Consider the following 18,023-nt stretch of genomic DNA (forward strand, 5'->3'; position numbering starts at 1 on the left):
AGACGCTAACATATTATATATGACTAATATGTTAGCGTTTTTTATTTTATCTTGCTATTTGCGGGTAGTAATACCCCCACCTCAAAGTTCTGCAAGGAGCAAAGAAGTTAGGTGGGGGATAAACTGCCCGTAAAAGCCCGATTGGTTCAACTATATAAATCCATTTTAATTTTTCGACATATAAGCCGCGGCTATGAATAACAAAAGATCACCCGCACTCGTTTTCTCTCTTTGTTTTCACTATGTCTGGGCAGGAAAAGGATCTGACCGCTTCTATGCATGGCCGGATGCTCTCTCCCACCTAAAAAGAAGGGTTTTATGTCGGTTTTTTAATTTGTATTTATATAATAATCAGTGTTATCAGAAGTAAATACATATGGGTTGCTTAACATTAGCTTACTGTTAGTGAAAGAAGTAGTCTCACTTTCTTTATTCCACAAGTATCGAAACGGCACTATATATCAACAATAAAGCCATAATTACATTAAATTGACTTCTATACTTTGATAAGAAATTTTGAAAAATTGAACCAAACACACTCCAACAAAAAGTACTCATAAAACCAACAAAAGCTAGAAATAACGAATAAAATAGTAAGCTGAAATTTGAAGTGTGATAGGGAAGGATGAAGGTTGATATTGCAGTTATGCCATATAAAATGCCTTTCGGATTTACGAATTGTAAAAACATACCTGTTAAAAAACTGTTATTCTTGTCCCCATTATTGTCTTTATCATTATTTTTACTGGTAATAATTTTTATAGCCAAATACAACATATAGATTGCACCTAAGATAGTCATAATAAATTCAATTTTTGGAATGAAATTTTTAAGCAAAAGATTAAAATAACTACACAATAACATTATTACAAAGAAACCTGCACCTACGCCTAAACAAAATCTAATTGTCTTTTTTAATCCGTATTTGTTAGCCAATAACATTGCCATAATATTATTGGGACCTGGAGTAAAGCTAGTAACAAAAACATATAACAAAAATGATAATAAAGGCATATTGGAACCCCCTTTGTGATGTATGTTATAATGATCAAAACGAACATTATAACGATTTTCATTTTATTGTACAATACGTACGTTATATTGTACAGAAGTAAGGGAGTGTGTTTATGGAGGAAATACATCTTATCATTGCAAAAAACTTAAAAGCCTTTAGAGAAAGCAAGAAATTAAGTCTTGAAAGGGTTGCAAATTTAACTGGAGTAAGCAAAACGATGATAGGTCAAATTGAAAGGGGGGAGTCGAGCCCTACTATTACAACTATTTGGAAAATAGCAAACGGATTAAAGATTTCTTTTACTTCACTAATAAATAATCCGCAACCAGATACAAAAGTTGTTTTAAGAAGTGAAATTCAAACGTTATCTGAAGACAACGGAAAATATCGAGTCTATCCCTACTTTCCCTTCGAAGATGATAGACGTTTTGAAGTTTATTCAGTCGAGGTAGAAAAAGGTGGATTCTTAAGTGCTGATTCGCATAGAGAGGGAACTGAAGAGTTCTTAACTGTTTTTGAAGGGGAACTAACTGTACGTGTAAATAACAATGAATATACAGTAAGAAGTGGTGATTCTATCAGATTCAAGGCTGACAGACCCCATACTTATCATAATTCAGGGGAAACATTAACTCGATTAAGTATGATTATATATTATCCGGCTTAAAAACCCCGTTCTTGTAGAACGGGGTTTTGTTTCTGTTTTTATTTGTGCCTTTGTAACAATACAGTTGCTGAGCTAGGTCCCCATCCTCTAATAATTGTAGTATATTTACATAGTTGCAGGCTTATTTGTAGAATGTGCTTAATCTCTTCCAGCTTCCACTAGCTTTTTCGCAATAATTGCTGACTTGACATGAAACATGGTCATGTGATCACCTTGCGTAGTTACTAATCGGAATAAACCAAGGCGACTCGACATATGTGGATGCCAGCTGTATTGTTCACCTTGCGGAACAGCCATATCTTCTGTTAAGTAAAAATAGCTTTTTGGAATATTTAACTTATAAAATTTAGAGAGATTAAGCTTCTCAAAGAGTGGTTCAGCAGGTTCTGGCGTAACTGTTTCATAGATTTTTTTCGCTAATGAAAGGTCGGCATTATTCATAAATGTTTCTCTCCAAATAGGAAAAGGTAATTGGATAGCGTTATCTTTTGATTTCTTTGCAAGTTCTGCCCAAAGCTGCTTACCATCGGCAGGAATCTCATCTGCTGTACTATTACCATCTGCTACAACAAAGGCATCCATAAAGACGAGTCTTTTAATCCGATCTGGAATTAGTTCCGCAACTTTAGAAATAACGGTACCACCAAAGCTATGACCGACAAGAACAAAATTTTTCAAATTCCTTTTTTCGACATAGTTTACAACTGATTTTACATAATCCGAATGTTTTACAGCTTTATTTGTATCTTTTCCATGCCCTGGTAAATTAGGCGTATGTACTTTATGTCCCATTTGTTTTAATTCATTTGCGGTTTTTTCCCAATAGCTAGAATCACCCCAAGCACCGTGAATTAAAACAAAAGTAATGGGTTTTTGTCGCTCTACATCTATTTCAGCCTTTGCTGGAACATGAAACCAATTACTACTAAACAAGATGAAAATAGAAGCGAGAACAACAAATAGGAACTTCAATAATTTCACGATGTAACCTCCGTCGTATTATGATTTGCATACACAATCATATAATTTCGCTGGAAGATTGTTTTTATTCCTGATAAATATATAAAGGAAAAAGACAATCTAAATTAGATTGCCTTTTCCTTTATATATAACTCCATTACAACCCCAACAACAGGCCCGTCATCGTCAATATCACCAGTCAAGCGAAAGCCGAACGACTCGTATAATTTCATTGCTAGTTTGTTATCGGGATGAAGACTTAAATAAATTTTTTTACAATTGTATTTTTGTTGTAAATGCCCAATTAATAAACGGAGAAAACGTTTCGCATAGCCGTTTCCTTGAAATTTGTGATCGATCATAAAGCGGTCTAGCCATGCACTTTCATCTTTTTCGGAATGCCAGCCGTACATTGCATATCCAACGAGTATTTCTCCATCATATAAGCCAACTGACGTCCCGTTTTCTTCAAATATCGATTCTGCTAAAGAAAACGCATTGCTTTCAATGAATTGCTGCTGTCCCTTTGCTACGTCTAAAGCAGCGACTGAACGCCAATTATGTGCTGTTACTTCACAAATGTGAAGATTCATAGTTCCATCTCACTTTCTAAATCGTTATATCTTTAAAACTAATATGGATAATTTTACTTGTTATTTCTTGTAAGTCAAGCTGAAAAGTAGAAATATAAGGAAGAGGAGAGAAGGTAAGATATAAAAAAGACCGCTGAAAATAGTTCTTCAGCAGTCTATAATGAAATAACATTTTAATTTGTTGCTTCTTTTAATGTATTCACGTTTTCTTCCATTAATGTAAAGTAATCTTTATTTTGTTTTGCGTCATCTTCGGAAATGGTTGCAAGATGATTTAATCGTAAAATTTTTGTTCCCGTTTCTTTTTGAATGACTTCTGCTACTTTCGGAGTAGAGAATGTTTCAAATAATATATATTTTAATCTATGCTCTTTCGCTGTTTTTGTAATGGAAGCAAGTGCTTTTTGTGACGGTTCATCAGAAGCGGAAATCCCAGCAACAGGAATTTGTTTTAGACCGTAGCGTTGTTCCCAATATCCATATGCAGCGTGAGAAACTAAGATTTCTTTCGTTTTGGCATTATCTACGACTGTTTTAAATTGATCATCTAAGTCAGTAAATTTTGTTTGTAAGGCAGCGAAGTTTTTCTCGAATTCTTTTTTGTGCTCTGGTTGTAATTCAACGAGTGCATTTTTTATTTTTTCAGCTTGTTTCATCGCAAGCGTAGGGTCAAGCCATACGTGTGGATCTTTATCATGATGATGCTCTTCTGTATGATCTTTTTCATGTTCATGATGTTCCTCTTCAGATGAAGAACGAAGCTCGATACCATTAGAAGCATTAACAATTTTCACATTTTCTTTTTTTAATGCCTTTTCCATCTTGTCAGCAAATGGTTCTAATTCAGCACCGTTATATACGAATAAATCTGCTTTCGCAACTTGCACCGTTTGTTTTTGACTCGGCTCATATGTATGAGAGTCAGCCCCTGGTGGATAGATTGCTTCTACGTTTACATAGTCACCACCGATCTTTTTAGCAAAATCAGCAAGTGGAAAAATTGTCGTATACACAGACAGTTTTCCATCTTTTTTTGCCCCTCCATCTTTTTTGTTGGAGCATCCAGCAAAAATTAATGAAAAAATAAGTACAAAAGAAAATGCGATTAACCTTTTGTTCATGTAATTCTCCTCTTTTCTTTCTTTTCCAATCTTATTTTCCCCATATTCAGGGAAAAATATCTTTTTTGTTTCAAAACGTAATAATTACGTTTTATGTTGCGAACTTAGTATAATACATCTTTATAAAAGTTGCAATAAATAATAATCATTACGATTTGCATTTTGTTATAAAATTGTCAAAAAGAACCGTATTATTTTTATGATTATTGCATATGTGACAGTGCTGCTTTCATATATTGAGGGAGAGGGTATGAAAAGGGGATGAGCGATTGGATTACTTAATGGAAGCGATTCTATTGGTATTAGCAGTAGTCTTACCATTAACGTGCGTTCTTATCTTTTTAAAGACATTAATAGGAAATCTAGGCGATTCTACGATCATAACAAAGCTACCACCAGAGAAAGAGAAAGAAAAAGAGTAAGCAAAGCGCTTGCATCATGCATAGTGCTTTGCTTATGATAAAATGAGACAAAGTGAAACTTCTATAAGCAGAAGTCTCACTGCCCGTTAAAACGGGATACAAGTAGATAAAGAGGTATAAAAATAAATGAACAAACGAACAGCGTTAGTACTCGGTACGAGTGGCTTAGTTGGACAAGAAGTGACGCAGCTATTATTAGAATCAGATTACTATGAATCGGTGACAATTTTTGTAAGGAAACCGCTTCAATGGGAGCATGAAAAATTGCAGCAAAAACAAGTAGACTTTTCTATTTTAGAAGAGTATAAGGAATTTTTTGCTGTGGATGATGTATTTAGCTGCCTAGGGACAACAATTAAGAAAGCGAAAACGAAAGCTAATTTTAAACAAGTTGACTATGAGTATACATTGCGTGCAGCTTGTTTAGCAGAAATACAAGGTGTACAAAATTTCCTTGCCATTTCTTCTATGGGTGCGAATCCAAAATCTCTTTTCTTTTATTCACAAGTAAAAGGGAAGATGGAAGAGGAAATTAAAAAATTGGTGATTGGTGGTATTCATATATTTAGGCCGTCATTATTGCTAGGAGAACGAGAAGAATTTCGTTTCGGAGAAAGATTGGCGGAGAAGACATTGGGTATTATGCCATTTGTATTTAACGGTGCTTTTAAAAAGTATAAACCGATTACAGCCGAGCAGGTTGCAAAAGGGATGTATTTAGCGGCATTACGCGAAGAATCTGGTGTTCATATTTATAATTCATCAGAGATTACAATGATGAAATAACGAAAACGAGAAGGGAAATCCTTCTCGTTTTTTGTTTTATCCCGCTATTCGCGGGCAGTAATATCCTCACCCAAAGTTCAGCAAAAAGAAAAGAAGTTAGGTGGGGGATAAAGAAAACCCCCACGGATTAAAGCTTCACTTTATTTAAGATTTAGTATGGGTAGCGATGTTTCCACGAGCACGCCGATATTGATACGGTTCTTGTAATTCAAAGCCGAGTTCGTTTGCTGCTGTTCTTGGAAAGTATGGATTGCGTAGTAGCTCACGGCCAATAAAGATTAAATCGGCTTCACCCTTTGTCAAAATTTCTTCTGCTTGAATACCATTTGTAATAAGACCAACTGCGCCGGTAGCGATATGAGCATGTTCTTTTATATGTTTTGCATATTGAACTTGATACCCTGGGTATACGTCGATATGAGCAGGAACAACTGCTCCAGAGCTACAATCAATGACATCTACACCTTGTTCTTTCATCCACTGTGCAAATTGAACATAGTCATGCGCTGTTAAACCTTCAGGATGATGATCATTTGCAGAGATACGGACGAATAAAGGTCCATTCCAAACTTCATTTACAGCATCAATAATTTCATTTAAGAAACGGTAGCGATTTTCTGGTGATCCGCCGTATTCATCACTCCGTTTGTTGGATAGTGGAGAGAGAAATTCATTAATGAGATAGCCATGTGCTCCGTGTAATTCAATGATATCAAACCCAGCTTGTTTGGAGCGATATGCACCATCTTGAAAAGCTGCAATTGTCTCTTGAATTTGGTCTTTACTCATTTCAACAGGAATTTTCATTGTATCATCAAATGGAATCGCTGAAGGGGCAACGGAATCGATATGTAGCTCTGCTTTTCGTCCAGCGTGTGCAAGCTGAATGGCTGCTTTTGCACCGTTTTCGTGAATCAATTTCACAGTTTCCTGCAATCCTTCAATATGATCATTACTCCAAATTCCTAAATCTTTACTAGAAATGCGGCCTTCTGGTGCTATAGCTGTAGCTTCTAGCATAACGAGACCGACTTGACCAGCCGCTCGTGATGCATAATGAACATGATGAAAATTCGTTACTTTTCCATCTTCATTTACAGAAGAATACATGCACATTGGTGACATAACAATACGATTTTTTAATGTAGTGCCTTTAATCGTATAAGGTGAAAAAAGTTGATAGTTCATATTTATTCCCCCTTATTGCAGTTTCTTCCATTGTAGCATTATCATTTTTTGTTTCCATAATAAAACGCTTATTCTCGAAATTTTTGATCTTTGTGATACAATTACGAATATGAGTGGAATTGGAGGATAAGAGCATGTACCAAGCATATTATGACAGTGAATTAGGATGCATTGAAATCACTGCAAATGATGAAGGAATTACTTCAGTTATATTTGTAGAAGAACGAAAAGAAGAGAACAAGAATCCGATTGTGGAACAATGTATTACGGAGTTAGATGAATATTTTCAGCAGAAGCGTACTGAATTTACAGTACCGCTACAAGCGGTTGGAACATCGTTTCAAAAGAATGTATGGGATGCTCTTTACACTATTCCGTATGGAAAAAGTGCTTCCTATTTAGATATTGCGGAACAAGTTGGAAATATAAAAGCAGTGCGTGCAATAGGTGGTGCAAATAGTCGAAATCCAATCTCTATAATTGTACCTTGTCATCGTGTAATTGGAAAAAGTGGTAAGTTAGTTGGTTATGCAGGTGGCTTATGGCGGAAGGAATGGTTATTAAAACACGAGGGTATTTTGAAATAATTGTATAATCCTATACCACTTAAATGAGCGGTGAACCAACCAGCTGGGGGAAAGGATAAATCGAGGAAAGAGGGATTGTTTTGCGTTGTATAAATTGTGGGAATCCTTGTCCTGACGGTCAGTTCAATTGTGAAGATTGTCAGCGAATCGTGCATCATGGAAAAATAGAGGAGATCTCACCGATTGAAAAAGATATGGAACAATATGTTGGATCTCATTATCCACACTTTAAAAGAAAATGGGATGTAGAAGAGAAACGAATAGCAAGGTGGAGTTGGAATGGGTGGGCTGCCATATTCCATGCAGGGTGGTTTGGCTACCGGAAATATTACTTACCTGCGTTTCTATTTGTATTTTTACTAGTTACCTGTGATGCCTTTTCATATTATATGGGATTCAATGTGGCACTTCCCATTATTAATATGGTTCCGCTCACTTTTATATTGCTGATCCTTGGTATGATTGGATTTGGAATTTTTGCGAACAGCCTATATTTTCGATTTGCTGAGCGGAAAATTTATCGCCTAAAAGCAAAAGGTATCGAAAATGAAGAGGTAGAGCGTTATCTCATTCGTGATAGTGGAGGAACCAGCAAGATTGGTGCAGCTATCGTTACGATTTTGACGGCTGCTAGTATATTTATGAGTCATTTTTTCTTTCCAACGGATCGGGATGTCATTCAAGAAGTACGAACAAGCTCATTATATGAATATCCATTCTTTTCAATTGGAGAATCATTTGAACAATATTTTCAGCAGCCAAGTTGGACATACTACCGTGGTACGGACGGATTAGAGCTTGTTGAATTTCATGGATATAGTCGCGGTGCGAACCGGCAAAAAGTTGTGATACAATTTGTTGTAGATTACCATTTACATGAAGTTGAACCGTATGCACTTGAATTAAATGGTGAACCACAAGGAGAAAAAGAGTTCTTGAAAATGATGGAAGACGTGTTCCGCATACAAAATCCTTTTGAATTAGATGATGGATTGCAATGGGATGATGAAAAAGAAATGCTATAAGAGATGGATTCAAAGACACATTACGTGTTTTTTGAATCTATCTCTTTTTTAATTTAAACAAAGAAAAGTATTTTAAATTATCAGAATGTTTTGTATAATACTATCATACATGCACTATCGTATACATATAGAGTGGGGGGAAAGGGAGAATGAAGAAAAAAGTTTCAATGCTTGCTGCACTTGCGTTATCAACGAGTATATTTGTTGCAGGTTGTGGAAGTGGGGAGAAAACTTCGACAACAGAAAAAGATAAGGAGAAGGGAGTCGCTGACAAACAAGTTTTAAATCTAATAGAAGCAGCTGAAATTCCTTCGATGGATACGTCAAAATCAACAGATTCGGTTTCGTTTCGCGTATTCGTAAATGCAATGGAAGGGTTATATCGTTTAGATAAAGATAATAAGCCGACTCCAGGTATGGCGAAAGATGTGAAAATTAGTGAGGATAAGAAAACATATACATTTGAACTCCGAGATGCGAAGTGGTCAAATGGGGAACCTGTTAGAGCACAAGACTTTGTGTACGGCTGGCAACGTACGCTTGATAAAGCACTCGCTGCGGAATATGCATTTATTTTATTTGATATAAAAAATGCGCAAAAGGTTAATAAAGGGGAATTGCCACCAGATCAGCTAGGTGTGAAAGCAAAAGATGATAAAACACTTGTAGTAGAATTAGAACAACCAACTCCATACTTTATTGAGCTTACATCATTTCCAACGTTCTTTCCTTTAAATGAAAAGTTTGTGAAACAGCAAGGGGATCAACATGCATTAGAAGCTGATAAGGTTTTATACAATGGCCCGTTTACTTTAAGTGAGTGGAAGCACGAACAAAGCTACCAACTAAAGAAAAACCCAAACTATTGGGAGAAAGATAAAGTGAAATTAGAAGAAATTAATGTAAGCATCGTAAAAGAAACGAGTACCGGTGTAAACTTATATGATAGTGATCAGGTTGATCGCGTTATTTTAAGTTCTGAGTTTGTTGATAAATATAAAAAGAATAAAGCTGATGAATTTAAAACGAAATTAGATCCGCGCATGTATTTTCTTCGTTTTAATCAACAAAATGCGACGTTGAAAAACCAAAAAGTACGAGAAGCAATTGATTTAGCATACGACAAAAAAGGAATTGCGAATGTCATTTTAAATGATGGTTCATTACCAGCTTATTTCTTAGTACCAGAAAAGTTCACAACAGGACCAGATGGGAAGGACTTCCGTACAGTAAATAAAAATTTCCGTGATAGTAAAAATAATGCGGAAAAAGCAAAAAAACTATGGGAAGAAGCAAAAAAAGAACTTGGCCAAGATACAATCACTATTGAATTGCTAAACGATGATAATGGTACTCGGAAAAAAGTTGGCGATTTTATTAAAGAAGAGCTTGAGAAAAATTTACCTGGATTAAAAGTAAATATTAAACAGCAACCATATAAACAGAAATTAGATTTAGAGAAGAAATTGCAATATGATTTTTCTCTATCGGCATGGAGCCCAGATTATCCAGACCCAATGACATACATCGATATGTTTGTGACAGGAAGTTCATTTAATGAAATGGCATATTCGAATCCGAAATATGATGATTTAGTTACAAAAGCAAAAGGTGAATTATTAAAAGACGATAAAGCACGTTGGAAAGCGCTTGTGGAAGCAGAGAAAATTTTATTTGATGATGCAGCAATCTCACCTGTATACCAACAAAGTACTGCATATTTAGAAAAAACGTATGTAAAAGGAATTGCGAATCATACATTTGGCGGCGATTTTAGCTATAAGTGGGCGTATGTTACAAAAAAGTAGTATAATAAAAGATGCGTGAATTTTCACGCATCTTTTATTGTGTGAGGAGGATCAGCCTTGATAAAAGGGATAAATCATCTTTGTTTTTCAGTTTCAAATTTAGAAAAATCTATTTATTTTTATGAGAAAGTATTGGAAGGAAAGTTATTAGTCAAAGGAAGAAAACTTGCTTATTTTGATGTATGTGGCATGTGGTTGGCTTTGAATGAAGAAGTAGATATTCCGAGAAATGAGATTCATCAATCGTATACACATCTTGCATTTTCTGTTGAGCAGAGTGATTTTAAGCAGCTATTACAGCGTCTTGCAGAGAATGAAGTACATATTTTACAAGGGCGAGAGCGTGATGTGAGAGATTGTCAGTCTATTTATTTTATTGATCCAGATGGACATAAGTTTGAATTTCATTCAGGTACATTGCAAGATCGTTTGAACTATTATAAAGAAGCGAAGCCACATATGAAGTTTTATTAACGAGTACATAAGCGGAAGGAAGAGTATGCATGCGCTAATTATTGGTGGAACTGGGATGCTAAAGCAAGTATCTATCATAGAGTTATATTAGGATTCGTTTTACAAGACAAACATTCAAGATGGTTGACCCATGAAGAAATTGCAAACGGAGTAACAGCAGGAATTCAAAGTAAAAAAAAGCGAATAGATTGTAGGGACTTTAGAACCATGGGAATTACGGCCTAGTTGGTAAGGAGGAATAGAGGATGAAAACGACATTATATGTAACGCGTCACGGAGAAACAGAGTGGAATGTAGCAAAGCGCATGCAAGGAAGAAAGAACTCTAATTTAACAGAGAAAGGTATGCTACAGGCAAAGCAACTAGGGAATCGAATAAAAGATATACCGCTTCATGCAATATACAGTAGTCCGAGTGAAAGAACACTCCATACGGCACAGTTAATTAAGGGTGAACGTGATATACCAATAATAGCCGATGAACACTTTTATGAGATTCATATGGGCACATGGGAAGGACAAACAATTGCTGAATTAGAAGAGCAATACCCGAAAGAATTAGATTTGTTTTGGAATGAACCACATCGATTTGTATCAACTTCGGGAGAAAATTTTGCTGTTGTAAATAAACGAGTTATAGAAGGAGTAAACCTTATTTTAGAAAGACATAAAGGCGAAAGTATATTAATTGTTTCGCATGCGGCAGCGGCAAAATTACTTGTTGGACATTTTGCGGGTGTTCCAGTTGAAAAAGTATGGGCGGATCCGTTTATGTATAGTGCGAGTCTGAGTGTCATAGAAATAGAAGATGACAAAGGCATTGTTAAGCTCTTTGCAGATACAAAGCATTTTCAAGAAATATAGGCAAAAAAATAGACTGCATAAAGCAGTCTATTCATAAAATGGCTAAGATTAATCGTTACGTTTTTTATACCAAAAATGATCGCATTTTTTCTTTTTGCGTAACGTAAGTTTATCAATATCCCAGTTAGGGCATGATGGATGTTTGTGATTATTCCAATTATGACAGTGTGATTTCTTGCCATCATCGCATTTGTGGTGGCGTGATTTCTTGTCATCATCGCATTTGTGGTGGCGTGATTTCTTGTCATCATTGCATTTGTGGTGGTGTGATTTCTTGTCATCATTGCATTTGTGGTGGCGTGGACGCTTGTCACCATCACATTTGTGGTGGCGTGAACGCTTGTCACCATCACATTTGTGGTGGCGTGAACGCTTGTCACCATTGCATTTTGTAACAAATGTACGTTTTTTTACACGAGTACATTTTGTTTTAGGACGTTTGTGATCTTTTTTACAATGGTCCTCGTCGTCATCAAAAGAAATAGGATCTTGATTTAAAAATTCTTCCATTCCCGCACTCTTGATTTCTTCTACAGCTTTTTGGATATCACGTTTCATAGAAACCCTCCTTAACTTTTATTAGCATGAAAAGGCATCCCTTTTACACTACTTATCATATGAAGTTAGGTTTCCATCTGTATGAGACAAGTGTTTAATTTTGTAGAAATAGATATATAGCGGATGTATGGTAAAGGAAATGAGCATACATTACATGGAGAGAAAAAGAAGGGAAGGGAGAACATGTTACCTTCTTATGATTTTTTTATTCATCCGATGTATCTTGTTGAACTTAGGAAAGATATTTGGTCTGACGGTCCAGTACCTGCTAAATTAACATATGAGAAAAGAAAATATGATATTGATATTGTCTACCGAGGAGCTCATATTCGGGAGTTTGATAAAAAATCATATCGTATTATGTTTTATAAACCGAAACGATTTCAAGGTGTAAAAGAATTACATTTAAATTCGGAGTTTAACGATCCGTCGCTCATACGAAACAAATTATCACTTGACTTTTTTAACGATATCGGTGTGCTATCGCCAAAATCGCAGCATGTTTTTATTAAAATCAATAATCAAATACAAGGCATATACTTACAATTAGAATCTGTTGATGAAAATTTTTTGAAAAGTCGTCATTTGCCAGGTGGTTCTATTTATTATGCGATTGATGATGATGCGAATTTTTCTCTAATGAGTGAGCGCGATCAAGGTGTTAAAACAAATCTCTCTGCTGGTTATGAATTTAAATGTGCAAATGCCAATAGTGAAGAACATGTCAGTGAATTTGTCTATCAACTAAATACCCTTCCCCGGATAGCGTATGAAAAAGAAATTGTGAAATATGTTAATGTTGACAAATATTTAAGATGGCTAGCAGGCGTTATTTTGACACAAAACTTTGATGGATTTGTCCATAATTATACGCTGTATCGTAATGATGAAACAAATTTGTTTGAAGTGATTCCTTGGGATTATGATGCAACGTGGGGGCGTGATGTAGAAGGCAGACCGCTCAGTTATGAATATATTCGTATTCAGGGATATAATACATTGAGTGCAAGGTTATTAGATACACCAGTATTTCGAACTCAATATCGAAACATTCTTGAGGAGATTTTAGAAGAGAAATTTACAGTGCCTTTTATAAAGCCAAAGGTGGAGGGAATGTGTGAAGCAATCCGCCCTTATCTTCCTCAAGATCCTTACATGAAGGATAAAATAGATAACTTTGATCAAGAAGCAGAGCTCATTTTTCAATATATAAAGGATCGTCGGCTATATATACAAGAGCACTTACATGAGTTGTCATAAAATGAAACTTTGATCAGTAGGGGGTTTCTTCATTACCCACTAATCATTAGCCCTCACCAATCGGGCTGAATGAAAAAAGAGATTGAGATGTTATCAATCTCTTTTTTCATTATATAATAAAGTGAAACTATATAAATGCAAATTAAAAAACGACATAAAGCCCTTCTTTTTAGGTGGAAGAGAGCATCCGGCCATGCATAGAAGCGGTCAAATCCTTTTCCTGCCCCAGACATAGTGAAAACAAAGAGAGAAAACGAGTACAGGTCACCTTTTGTTATCCACAGCCGCGGCTTATATGTCGAAAAATCAAAATGAATCTATATAACCAATCGGGTTCTTATGTGCATTTATCCTTTACCTAAACTTCATAGTTTTCTCTGAATTTTGAGGTGGGGGATTTTTGCCCGTTGGAGTGGAATCCATATAAAGTTAAATATATCTTGTAGGATGGTGAGAAAATGGAAACGAAATGGATTGAGTGGGTAAAACAAATACAAGCTATTGCTCAGGCTGGGTTAACGTATTCGAAAGATGTGTATGATATAGAACGTTTTCAACAATTACGAGAGCTTTCTGTTTCAATGATGTCTCATTATACGAAAACAGATTGGGAAGTGGTGGAGAAGTTATTTGCTAGTGATACAGGCTATCAAACACCAAAAGTGGATATTCGGGCTGTTGTTTATCAAAACGGGAAAATGTTATTTGTGAAAGAAAAAAGTGATGGGAAATGGGCACTTCCAGGTGGCTGGGCGGATATTGGCTACACACCAACGGAAGTAGCAGCAAAAGAAGTGTGGGAAGAATCTGGTTATAAAGTAGATCATTTTCGTTTATTAGCTGTATTTGATAAAGAAAAACATCATTCTTCACCATCAGCAATCCATGTTTATAAAATATTTATAGGCTGTGAAATTGTTGGGGGAGAAAAACAAACGGGTATTGAAACAGATGATGTGAATTTCTTTGCAGAAACAGAACTTCCCGCATTATCAATTGCTAGAAATACCGAGTGGCAAATTCAGCAAATGTTTGCTTATATGAAAGATAGCAACAAAAAAACACTGATTGATTGAACAAATGAAGCGCGTAATGTAAGAAAATAAAATTTCTAACTATTTTCTTTTGGAATATTTTTTGATAAGCTATACTGCATGTAGGAATCTTTCACTGCTTCTAAAAATATTCGGTATGTTTATCCCGCATTAACGGACAGTAAAACCCCCACTGATTATATCGTAAACCTTGTATATTTTTACTAGAGGAGTAGTAATATATTGGCATGTGCATAGCTTTGTGTGATAATAGGAGAGTATGTGAACAGAAAAGGAGATAAGGAAATAAAATGCTAGCAAACTTAATAGAGCAATTGTTACAATTCTTTGCGAGTCTAGGATACTTTGGAGTTGCCTTGGGACTTATGATTGAAATCATCCCTAGTGAGATCGTCCTTTCATATGCAGGTTTTTTAGTTGCGCGAGGGGAAATTAACTTCATGGGAGCTGTAATTGCCGGTACAATTGGCGGTACATTAGCACAAATCTTTTTATATTGGCTTGGCTATTACGGAGGCCGTCCGGTCGTTGAGAAGTATGGTAAATATTTATTAATAAACAAGAAACATTTAGATACTGCTGAAGGTTGGTTTAACCGCTATGGTGCTGGGGTAATATTTTCCGCACGTTTCATACCAGTTGTACGTCATGCGATTTCAATTCCAGCAGGTTTAGCGAAAATGTCACTGAAGCGTTTTACAATTTATACAGTACTAGCGATTATTCCGTGGTCTATCCTATTTATTTATTTAGGAGAAAAGCTTGGTGGGAATTGGCGTCATATTAAAGAGTATGCAGCTGATTATACACATTACATAATTATTGGAGCGGTGCTCTTTATTGCTCTTTATTTTGGTTTAAAGGTCTTGAAAAAAAGAAAAACAGTTCGGTAAAGTCAATGATGTTCATTGGCTTTTTTTTATGGATTTCAGTTCTAAAATAAAGGAGTTGTCCATAATGTGTAATAATACAACGTAGCGGGGGAATGAAATGAAAGGGTCACCGTTTTTACGTGGAACACTGTTCTTAACTATGGCAACGATGATATCTAAAATGCTCGGCTTTATATATGTCATTCCGTTTACGGCGATGGTGGGGACAAGTGGATATGTGTTATATACATACGCATATCGGCCTTATACGATTATGCTCAGTATTGCAACGATGGGACTACCTCTAGCTGTTTCCAAAATGGTTTCAAAATATAATGAGCTAAATGATTATCATACGGTAAAACGGGTGTTAAAAAGCGGACTGGTCTTTATGATTTGTATGGGTGTTGTTTCATTTCTAATGTTATATATGTTAGCTCCGTATCTTGCAAAGCTTGTCATTGACGGCAGTGATCAAACGGGGAATAGCATAAAGGCAGTTACATATAACATTCAAATTGTTAGCTTTGCGTTATTGATTGTACCAGTGATGAGTTTATTACGCGGCTTTTTTCAAGGGTTTCAATCTATGGGACCATCTGCATCTAGCGTTGTTGTGGAGCAGTTTTTTCGCGTATTAACAATTTTAATTGGAAGCTTTATCGTTTTGCATCTGTTAAAAGCTCCTGTTTCACTTGCTGTTGGTGTTTCAACATTTGGAGCATTTATTGGTGCTGTAGCTGGATTAACGGTTCTGATTGGATATTACATGAGAAGAAGGAAGTACTTGAAGAAAAAAGAAATAGCAAGTATTCCACAAACAACGCAGTCTTTTTTTTCACTATATAAAGAGCTCTTTACCTATTCGATTCCGTTTGTCGTCGTTGGATTAGCAATCCCGATGTATCAAACAATTGATACGTTTACAATTAATAAACTATTAATGCAGATAGGTTATGTACAAAGTGAAGCAGAGAAAATCAATGCAATCATCGGACTCGTTCAAATGGTTGTGCTCATTCCTGTATCTGTCGCAACAGCTTTTAGTATGTCACTTGTTCCTGAGATGACAAGAGCTTACACAGCGGGAAATGTACAACTACTATACAAACATTTTACAAAAACAAATCTACTTGTTGTTGGCATTACCATACCAGCGGCGATTGCAATGATAGTATTGGCTAAGCCTGTATATACGTTATTATTTGGAGTGGGAAATGACCCGAATATGGGTAGTGTCATTTTACAGTATTATGCACCAGCATGTATCCTATTTTCGCTGTTTGCTATTACTGCTGCGATGTTACAAGGAATTAATCAACAACGAAAAACGGTACTTGGTTTAATTGTGGGTGTTATAGTTAAAATTGTATTAAATCTCATGCTATTACAGCACTTTGATTACACAAGTTTTATTATCGCAACGTATGCAGGCTATACGGTTTCTGTTTCATTTAACTTGTGGATGCTTTCTAAATATGTTATAAAGGCAACATGAGCTTTTGAAAAGACAGAGCAATCTCTGTCTTTTTCTGTTTGAAAAAAATTATGAAGAAAAGCGTTTTCAAAATAATTTCCTATTGAAATTTGAACGTTTGTTTCATATGCTGAAAATGGCGGTTCAAAAACTGTTGTTTAAGTGAGGTAGATTCCCACATGTAAAAAGAATCGGGGTGATAGTATGTTAAATATATATTTAACAGACCGAAACGGAAAACTACAAGAAATAGAAGAGATTCAAAAAGGGTGTTGGATTAATGTACTTCATCCAACAGAAGAAGAAATTCAATTTCTGGTGCAAACATTGAATGTAGAATTGGATTTCATTAAAGACCCTTTGGATGATGAAGAACGTTCGCGTATTGAAAAAGAAGATGATAATGCCTTAATTATCGTGGATATCCCTACAGTAAGGCATGATGAAGAGGGGAATTCGATATACGATACGATTCCAATTGGTATGATTGTAATGCCAGAATGTTTTGTTACAATCTGTTTAGAAGAGAATCCGATTTTTGAGCGCTTTATTAACCAACGTATTAAAGAATTTTATACTTTTAAAAAGACGCGTTTTGCGTTGCAGCTCTTATATACAATTTCTACTTATTATTTACGTTACTTAAAACAAATTAACCGAAAAACAATCGACTTAGAACATCAATTAAATAAGTCGATGAAAAATAAAGAAATTTTCACATTGCTAGGTCTTGAAAAAAGTTTAGTGTACTTTACGACATCTTTAAAAGCAAATAAAATCGTGATTCAAAAATTAATGCGTAATAATACCTTTATAAAAATGTATGAAGATGATCAAGATTTGCTAGAAGATGTATTGATTGAAAATAAACAGGCTATTGAAATGGCTGAAATATATAGCAATATTTTAAGTGGTATGATGAATACGTTTAGTTCGGTTATTTCAAATAACTTAAATAGTGTCATGAAGCTGTTGACTTCTATTACCATTATTTTGTCATTGCCAACGATGGTTTCAAGCTTTTTCGGAATGAATGTGACGATTCCGTTGCAGGATAATCCACATGGTTTTGTAATTGTTATGATTATATGTATAATGTTATCTTGCACTTTAGCCTTTATTTTTTGGAAAAAACGTTATTTTTAAAGAAAAAGAAAGCTGCTCTAGCATAGTTATAAAACTACGCTAGAGCAGCTTTTTTATTATAAATAAAGGCTTTTTATATACGAAATATGTATTGTTAACAATTCAGATACCATTATTTTGAAATTATATAAGACTTGTTCAAATTG

Annotated in this window: 19 protein-coding genes and 1 pseudogene; 14 read left to right on the plus strand and 6 right to left on the minus strand. The window is 35.3% G+C overall.

The window, feature by feature from the left end; all coding sequences use genetic code 11:
* Nucleotides 1–429 precede the first annotated feature (429 nt).
* The gene (locus QUF99_RS13325; RefSeq protein ID WP_289370650.1) at nucleotides 430–1,014 is read right to left on the minus strand and encodes a LysE family transporter; all 585 of its coding nucleotides are present in this window, start codon (nucleotides 1,012–1,014) and stop codon (nucleotides 430–432) included.
* A 113-nt stretch (nucleotides 1,015–1,127) separates the two neighbouring features.
* Between QUF99_RS13325 and QUF99_RS13330 the strand changes: the two genes are divergently transcribed.
* Entirely contained in the window at nucleotides 1,128–1,682 is a 555-nt protein-coding gene (locus tag QUF99_RS13330) for a helix-turn-helix domain-containing protein (RefSeq protein WP_289370651.1), read from the plus strand.
* Nucleotides 1,683–1,820: 138 nt separating this feature from the next.
* Here the strand turns inward: QUF99_RS13330 and QUF99_RS13335 are convergent, their stop codons facing one another.
* From QUF99_RS13335 to QUF99_RS13345, 3 genes are all read right to left on the minus strand, one after another.
* The gene (locus QUF99_RS13335) at nucleotides 1,821–2,663 is read right to left on the minus strand and encodes an alpha/beta hydrolase (protein ID WP_289370652.1); all 843 of its coding nucleotides are present in this window, start codon (nucleotides 2,661–2,663) and stop codon (nucleotides 1,821–1,823) included.
* Nucleotides 2,664–2,767: 104 nt separating this feature from the next.
* A complete protein-coding gene (locus QUF99_RS13340) occupies nucleotides 2,768–3,235 on the minus strand; it encodes a GNAT family N-acetyltransferase (protein ID WP_286124669.1) in 468 nt (155 codons plus the stop codon).
* A 173-nt stretch (nucleotides 3,236–3,408) separates the two neighbouring features.
* Nucleotides 3,409–4,356: a metal ABC transporter substrate-binding protein gene (locus tag QUF99_RS13345; RefSeq protein ID WP_289370654.1), complete on the minus strand. Its 948-nt coding sequence runs from the start codon at nucleotides 4,354–4,356 to the stop codon at nucleotides 3,409–3,411.
* Nucleotides 4,357–4,625: 269 nt separating this feature from the next.
* On the opposite strand from QUF99_RS13345, the gene QUF99_RS13350 reads away from it, so the two are divergent.
* Both QUF99_RS13350 and QUF99_RS13355 read left to right on the plus strand, forming a co-directional pair.
* Nucleotides 4,626–4,778, plus strand: a complete 153-nt coding sequence (locus QUF99_RS13350; protein WP_289370655.1) for a hypothetical protein — start codon at nucleotides 4,626–4,628, stop codon at nucleotides 4,776–4,778.
* Between the two features lie 126 nt (nucleotides 4,779–4,904).
* On the plus strand, nucleotides 4,905–5,564 hold the full coding sequence (locus QUF99_RS13355) for an oxidoreductase (RefSeq protein WP_289370656.1): 660 nt from the start codon (nucleotides 4,905–4,907) through the stop codon (nucleotides 5,562–5,564).
* A gap of 144 nt (nucleotides 5,565–5,708) precedes the next feature.
* On the opposite strand, the gene namA is transcribed toward QUF99_RS13355, so the two are convergent.
* Nucleotides 5,709–6,752: an NADPH dehydrogenase NamA gene (gene namA, locus QUF99_RS13360; RefSeq protein WP_289370658.1), complete on the minus strand. Its 1,044-nt coding sequence runs from the start codon at nucleotides 6,750–6,752 to the stop codon at nucleotides 5,709–5,711.
* 134 nt (nucleotides 6,753–6,886) lie between these two features.
* Here namA and QUF99_RS13365 point away from each other — a divergent pair, with 134 nt between their 5' ends.
* From QUF99_RS13365 to QUF99_RS13390, 6 genes and pseudogenes are all read left to right on the plus strand, one after another.
* The gene (locus QUF99_RS13365; protein WP_289370660.1) at nucleotides 6,887–7,339 is read left to right on the plus strand and encodes a methylated-DNA--[protein]-cysteine S-methyltransferase; all 453 of its coding nucleotides are present in this window, start codon (nucleotides 6,887–6,889) and stop codon (nucleotides 7,337–7,339) included.
* An 80-nt stretch (nucleotides 7,340–7,419) separates the two neighbouring features.
* The gene (locus tag QUF99_RS13370; RefSeq protein ID WP_289370661.1) at nucleotides 7,420–8,364 is read left to right on the plus strand and encodes a DUF2628 domain-containing protein; all 945 of its coding nucleotides are present in this window, start codon (nucleotides 7,420–7,422) and stop codon (nucleotides 8,362–8,364) included.
* Between the two features lie 149 nt (nucleotides 8,365–8,513).
* Complete coding sequence (locus tag QUF99_RS13375; RefSeq protein ID WP_289370662.1) at nucleotides 8,514–10,172, plus strand: peptide ABC transporter substrate-binding protein; 1,659 nt, start codon at nucleotides 8,514–8,516, stop codon at nucleotides 10,170–10,172.
* Nucleotides 10,173–10,229: 57 nt separating this feature from the next.
* Entirely contained in the window at nucleotides 10,230–10,646 is a 417-nt protein-coding gene (gene fosB / locus QUF99_RS13380) for a FosB/FosD family fosfomycin resistance bacillithiol transferase (protein WP_289370664.1), read from the plus strand.
* Nucleotides 10,647–10,715: 69 nt separating this feature from the next.
* A pseudogene (locus QUF99_RS13385) lies at nucleotides 10,716–10,878 on the plus strand (short-chain dehydrogenase); the annotation flags it as partial.
* Between the two features lie 13 nt (nucleotides 10,879–10,891).
* Nucleotides 10,892–11,509 (plus strand): phosphoserine phosphatase 1, encoded by a 618-nt coding sequence (locus QUF99_RS13390; RefSeq protein ID WP_289370666.1) that lies wholly within the window; start codon nucleotides 10,892–10,894, stop codon nucleotides 11,507–11,509.
* A gap of 48 nt (nucleotides 11,510–11,557) precedes the next feature.
* On the opposite strand, the gene QUF99_RS13395 is transcribed toward QUF99_RS13390, so the two are convergent.
* A complete protein-coding gene (locus QUF99_RS13395) occupies nucleotides 11,558–12,067 on the minus strand; it encodes a CotG/ExsB N-terminal domain-containing protein (RefSeq protein ID WP_289370667.1) in 510 nt (169 codons plus the stop codon).
* A gap of 183 nt (nucleotides 12,068–12,250) precedes the next feature.
* Between QUF99_RS13395 and QUF99_RS13400 the strand changes: the two genes are divergently transcribed.
* The 5 genes from QUF99_RS13400 to QUF99_RS13420 all read left to right on the plus strand — a co-directional run bounded on the left by QUF99_RS13400 (nucleotide 12,251) and on the right by QUF99_RS13420 (nucleotide 17,877).
* Nucleotides 12,251–13,327, plus strand: a complete 1,077-nt coding sequence (locus QUF99_RS13400) for a CotH kinase family protein (protein ID WP_289370669.1) — start codon at nucleotides 12,251–12,253, stop codon at nucleotides 13,325–13,327.
* Between the two features lie 458 nt (nucleotides 13,328–13,785).
* Nucleotides 13,786–14,403 (plus strand): NUDIX hydrolase, encoded by a 618-nt coding sequence (locus QUF99_RS13405; RefSeq protein ID WP_289370671.1) that lies wholly within the window; start codon nucleotides 13,786–13,788, stop codon nucleotides 14,401–14,403.
* A 269-nt stretch (nucleotides 14,404–14,672) separates the two neighbouring features.
* A complete protein-coding gene (uptA, locus tag QUF99_RS13410; RefSeq protein WP_289370674.1) occupies nucleotides 14,673–15,275 on the plus strand; it encodes an undecaprenyl phosphate transporter UptA in 603 nt (200 codons plus the stop codon).
* Between the two features lie 97 nt (nucleotides 15,276–15,372).
* Nucleotides 15,373–16,752 (plus strand): putative polysaccharide biosynthesis protein, encoded by a 1,380-nt coding sequence (locus QUF99_RS13415; RefSeq protein ID WP_289370675.1) that lies wholly within the window; start codon nucleotides 15,373–15,375, stop codon nucleotides 16,750–16,752.
* A gap of 183 nt (nucleotides 16,753–16,935) precedes the next feature.
* The gene (locus QUF99_RS13420) at nucleotides 16,936–17,877 is read left to right on the plus strand and encodes a magnesium transporter CorA family protein (RefSeq protein ID WP_289370677.1); all 942 of its coding nucleotides are present in this window, start codon (nucleotides 16,936–16,938) and stop codon (nucleotides 17,875–17,877) included.
* The last annotated feature ends 146 nt before the right edge of the window (nucleotides 17,878–18,023 follow it).

The organism is Bacillus sp. DX4.1 (genome assembly GCF_030348195.1).
Lineage (GTDB): Bacteria > Bacillota > Bacilli > Bacillales > Bacillaceae_G > Bacillus_A.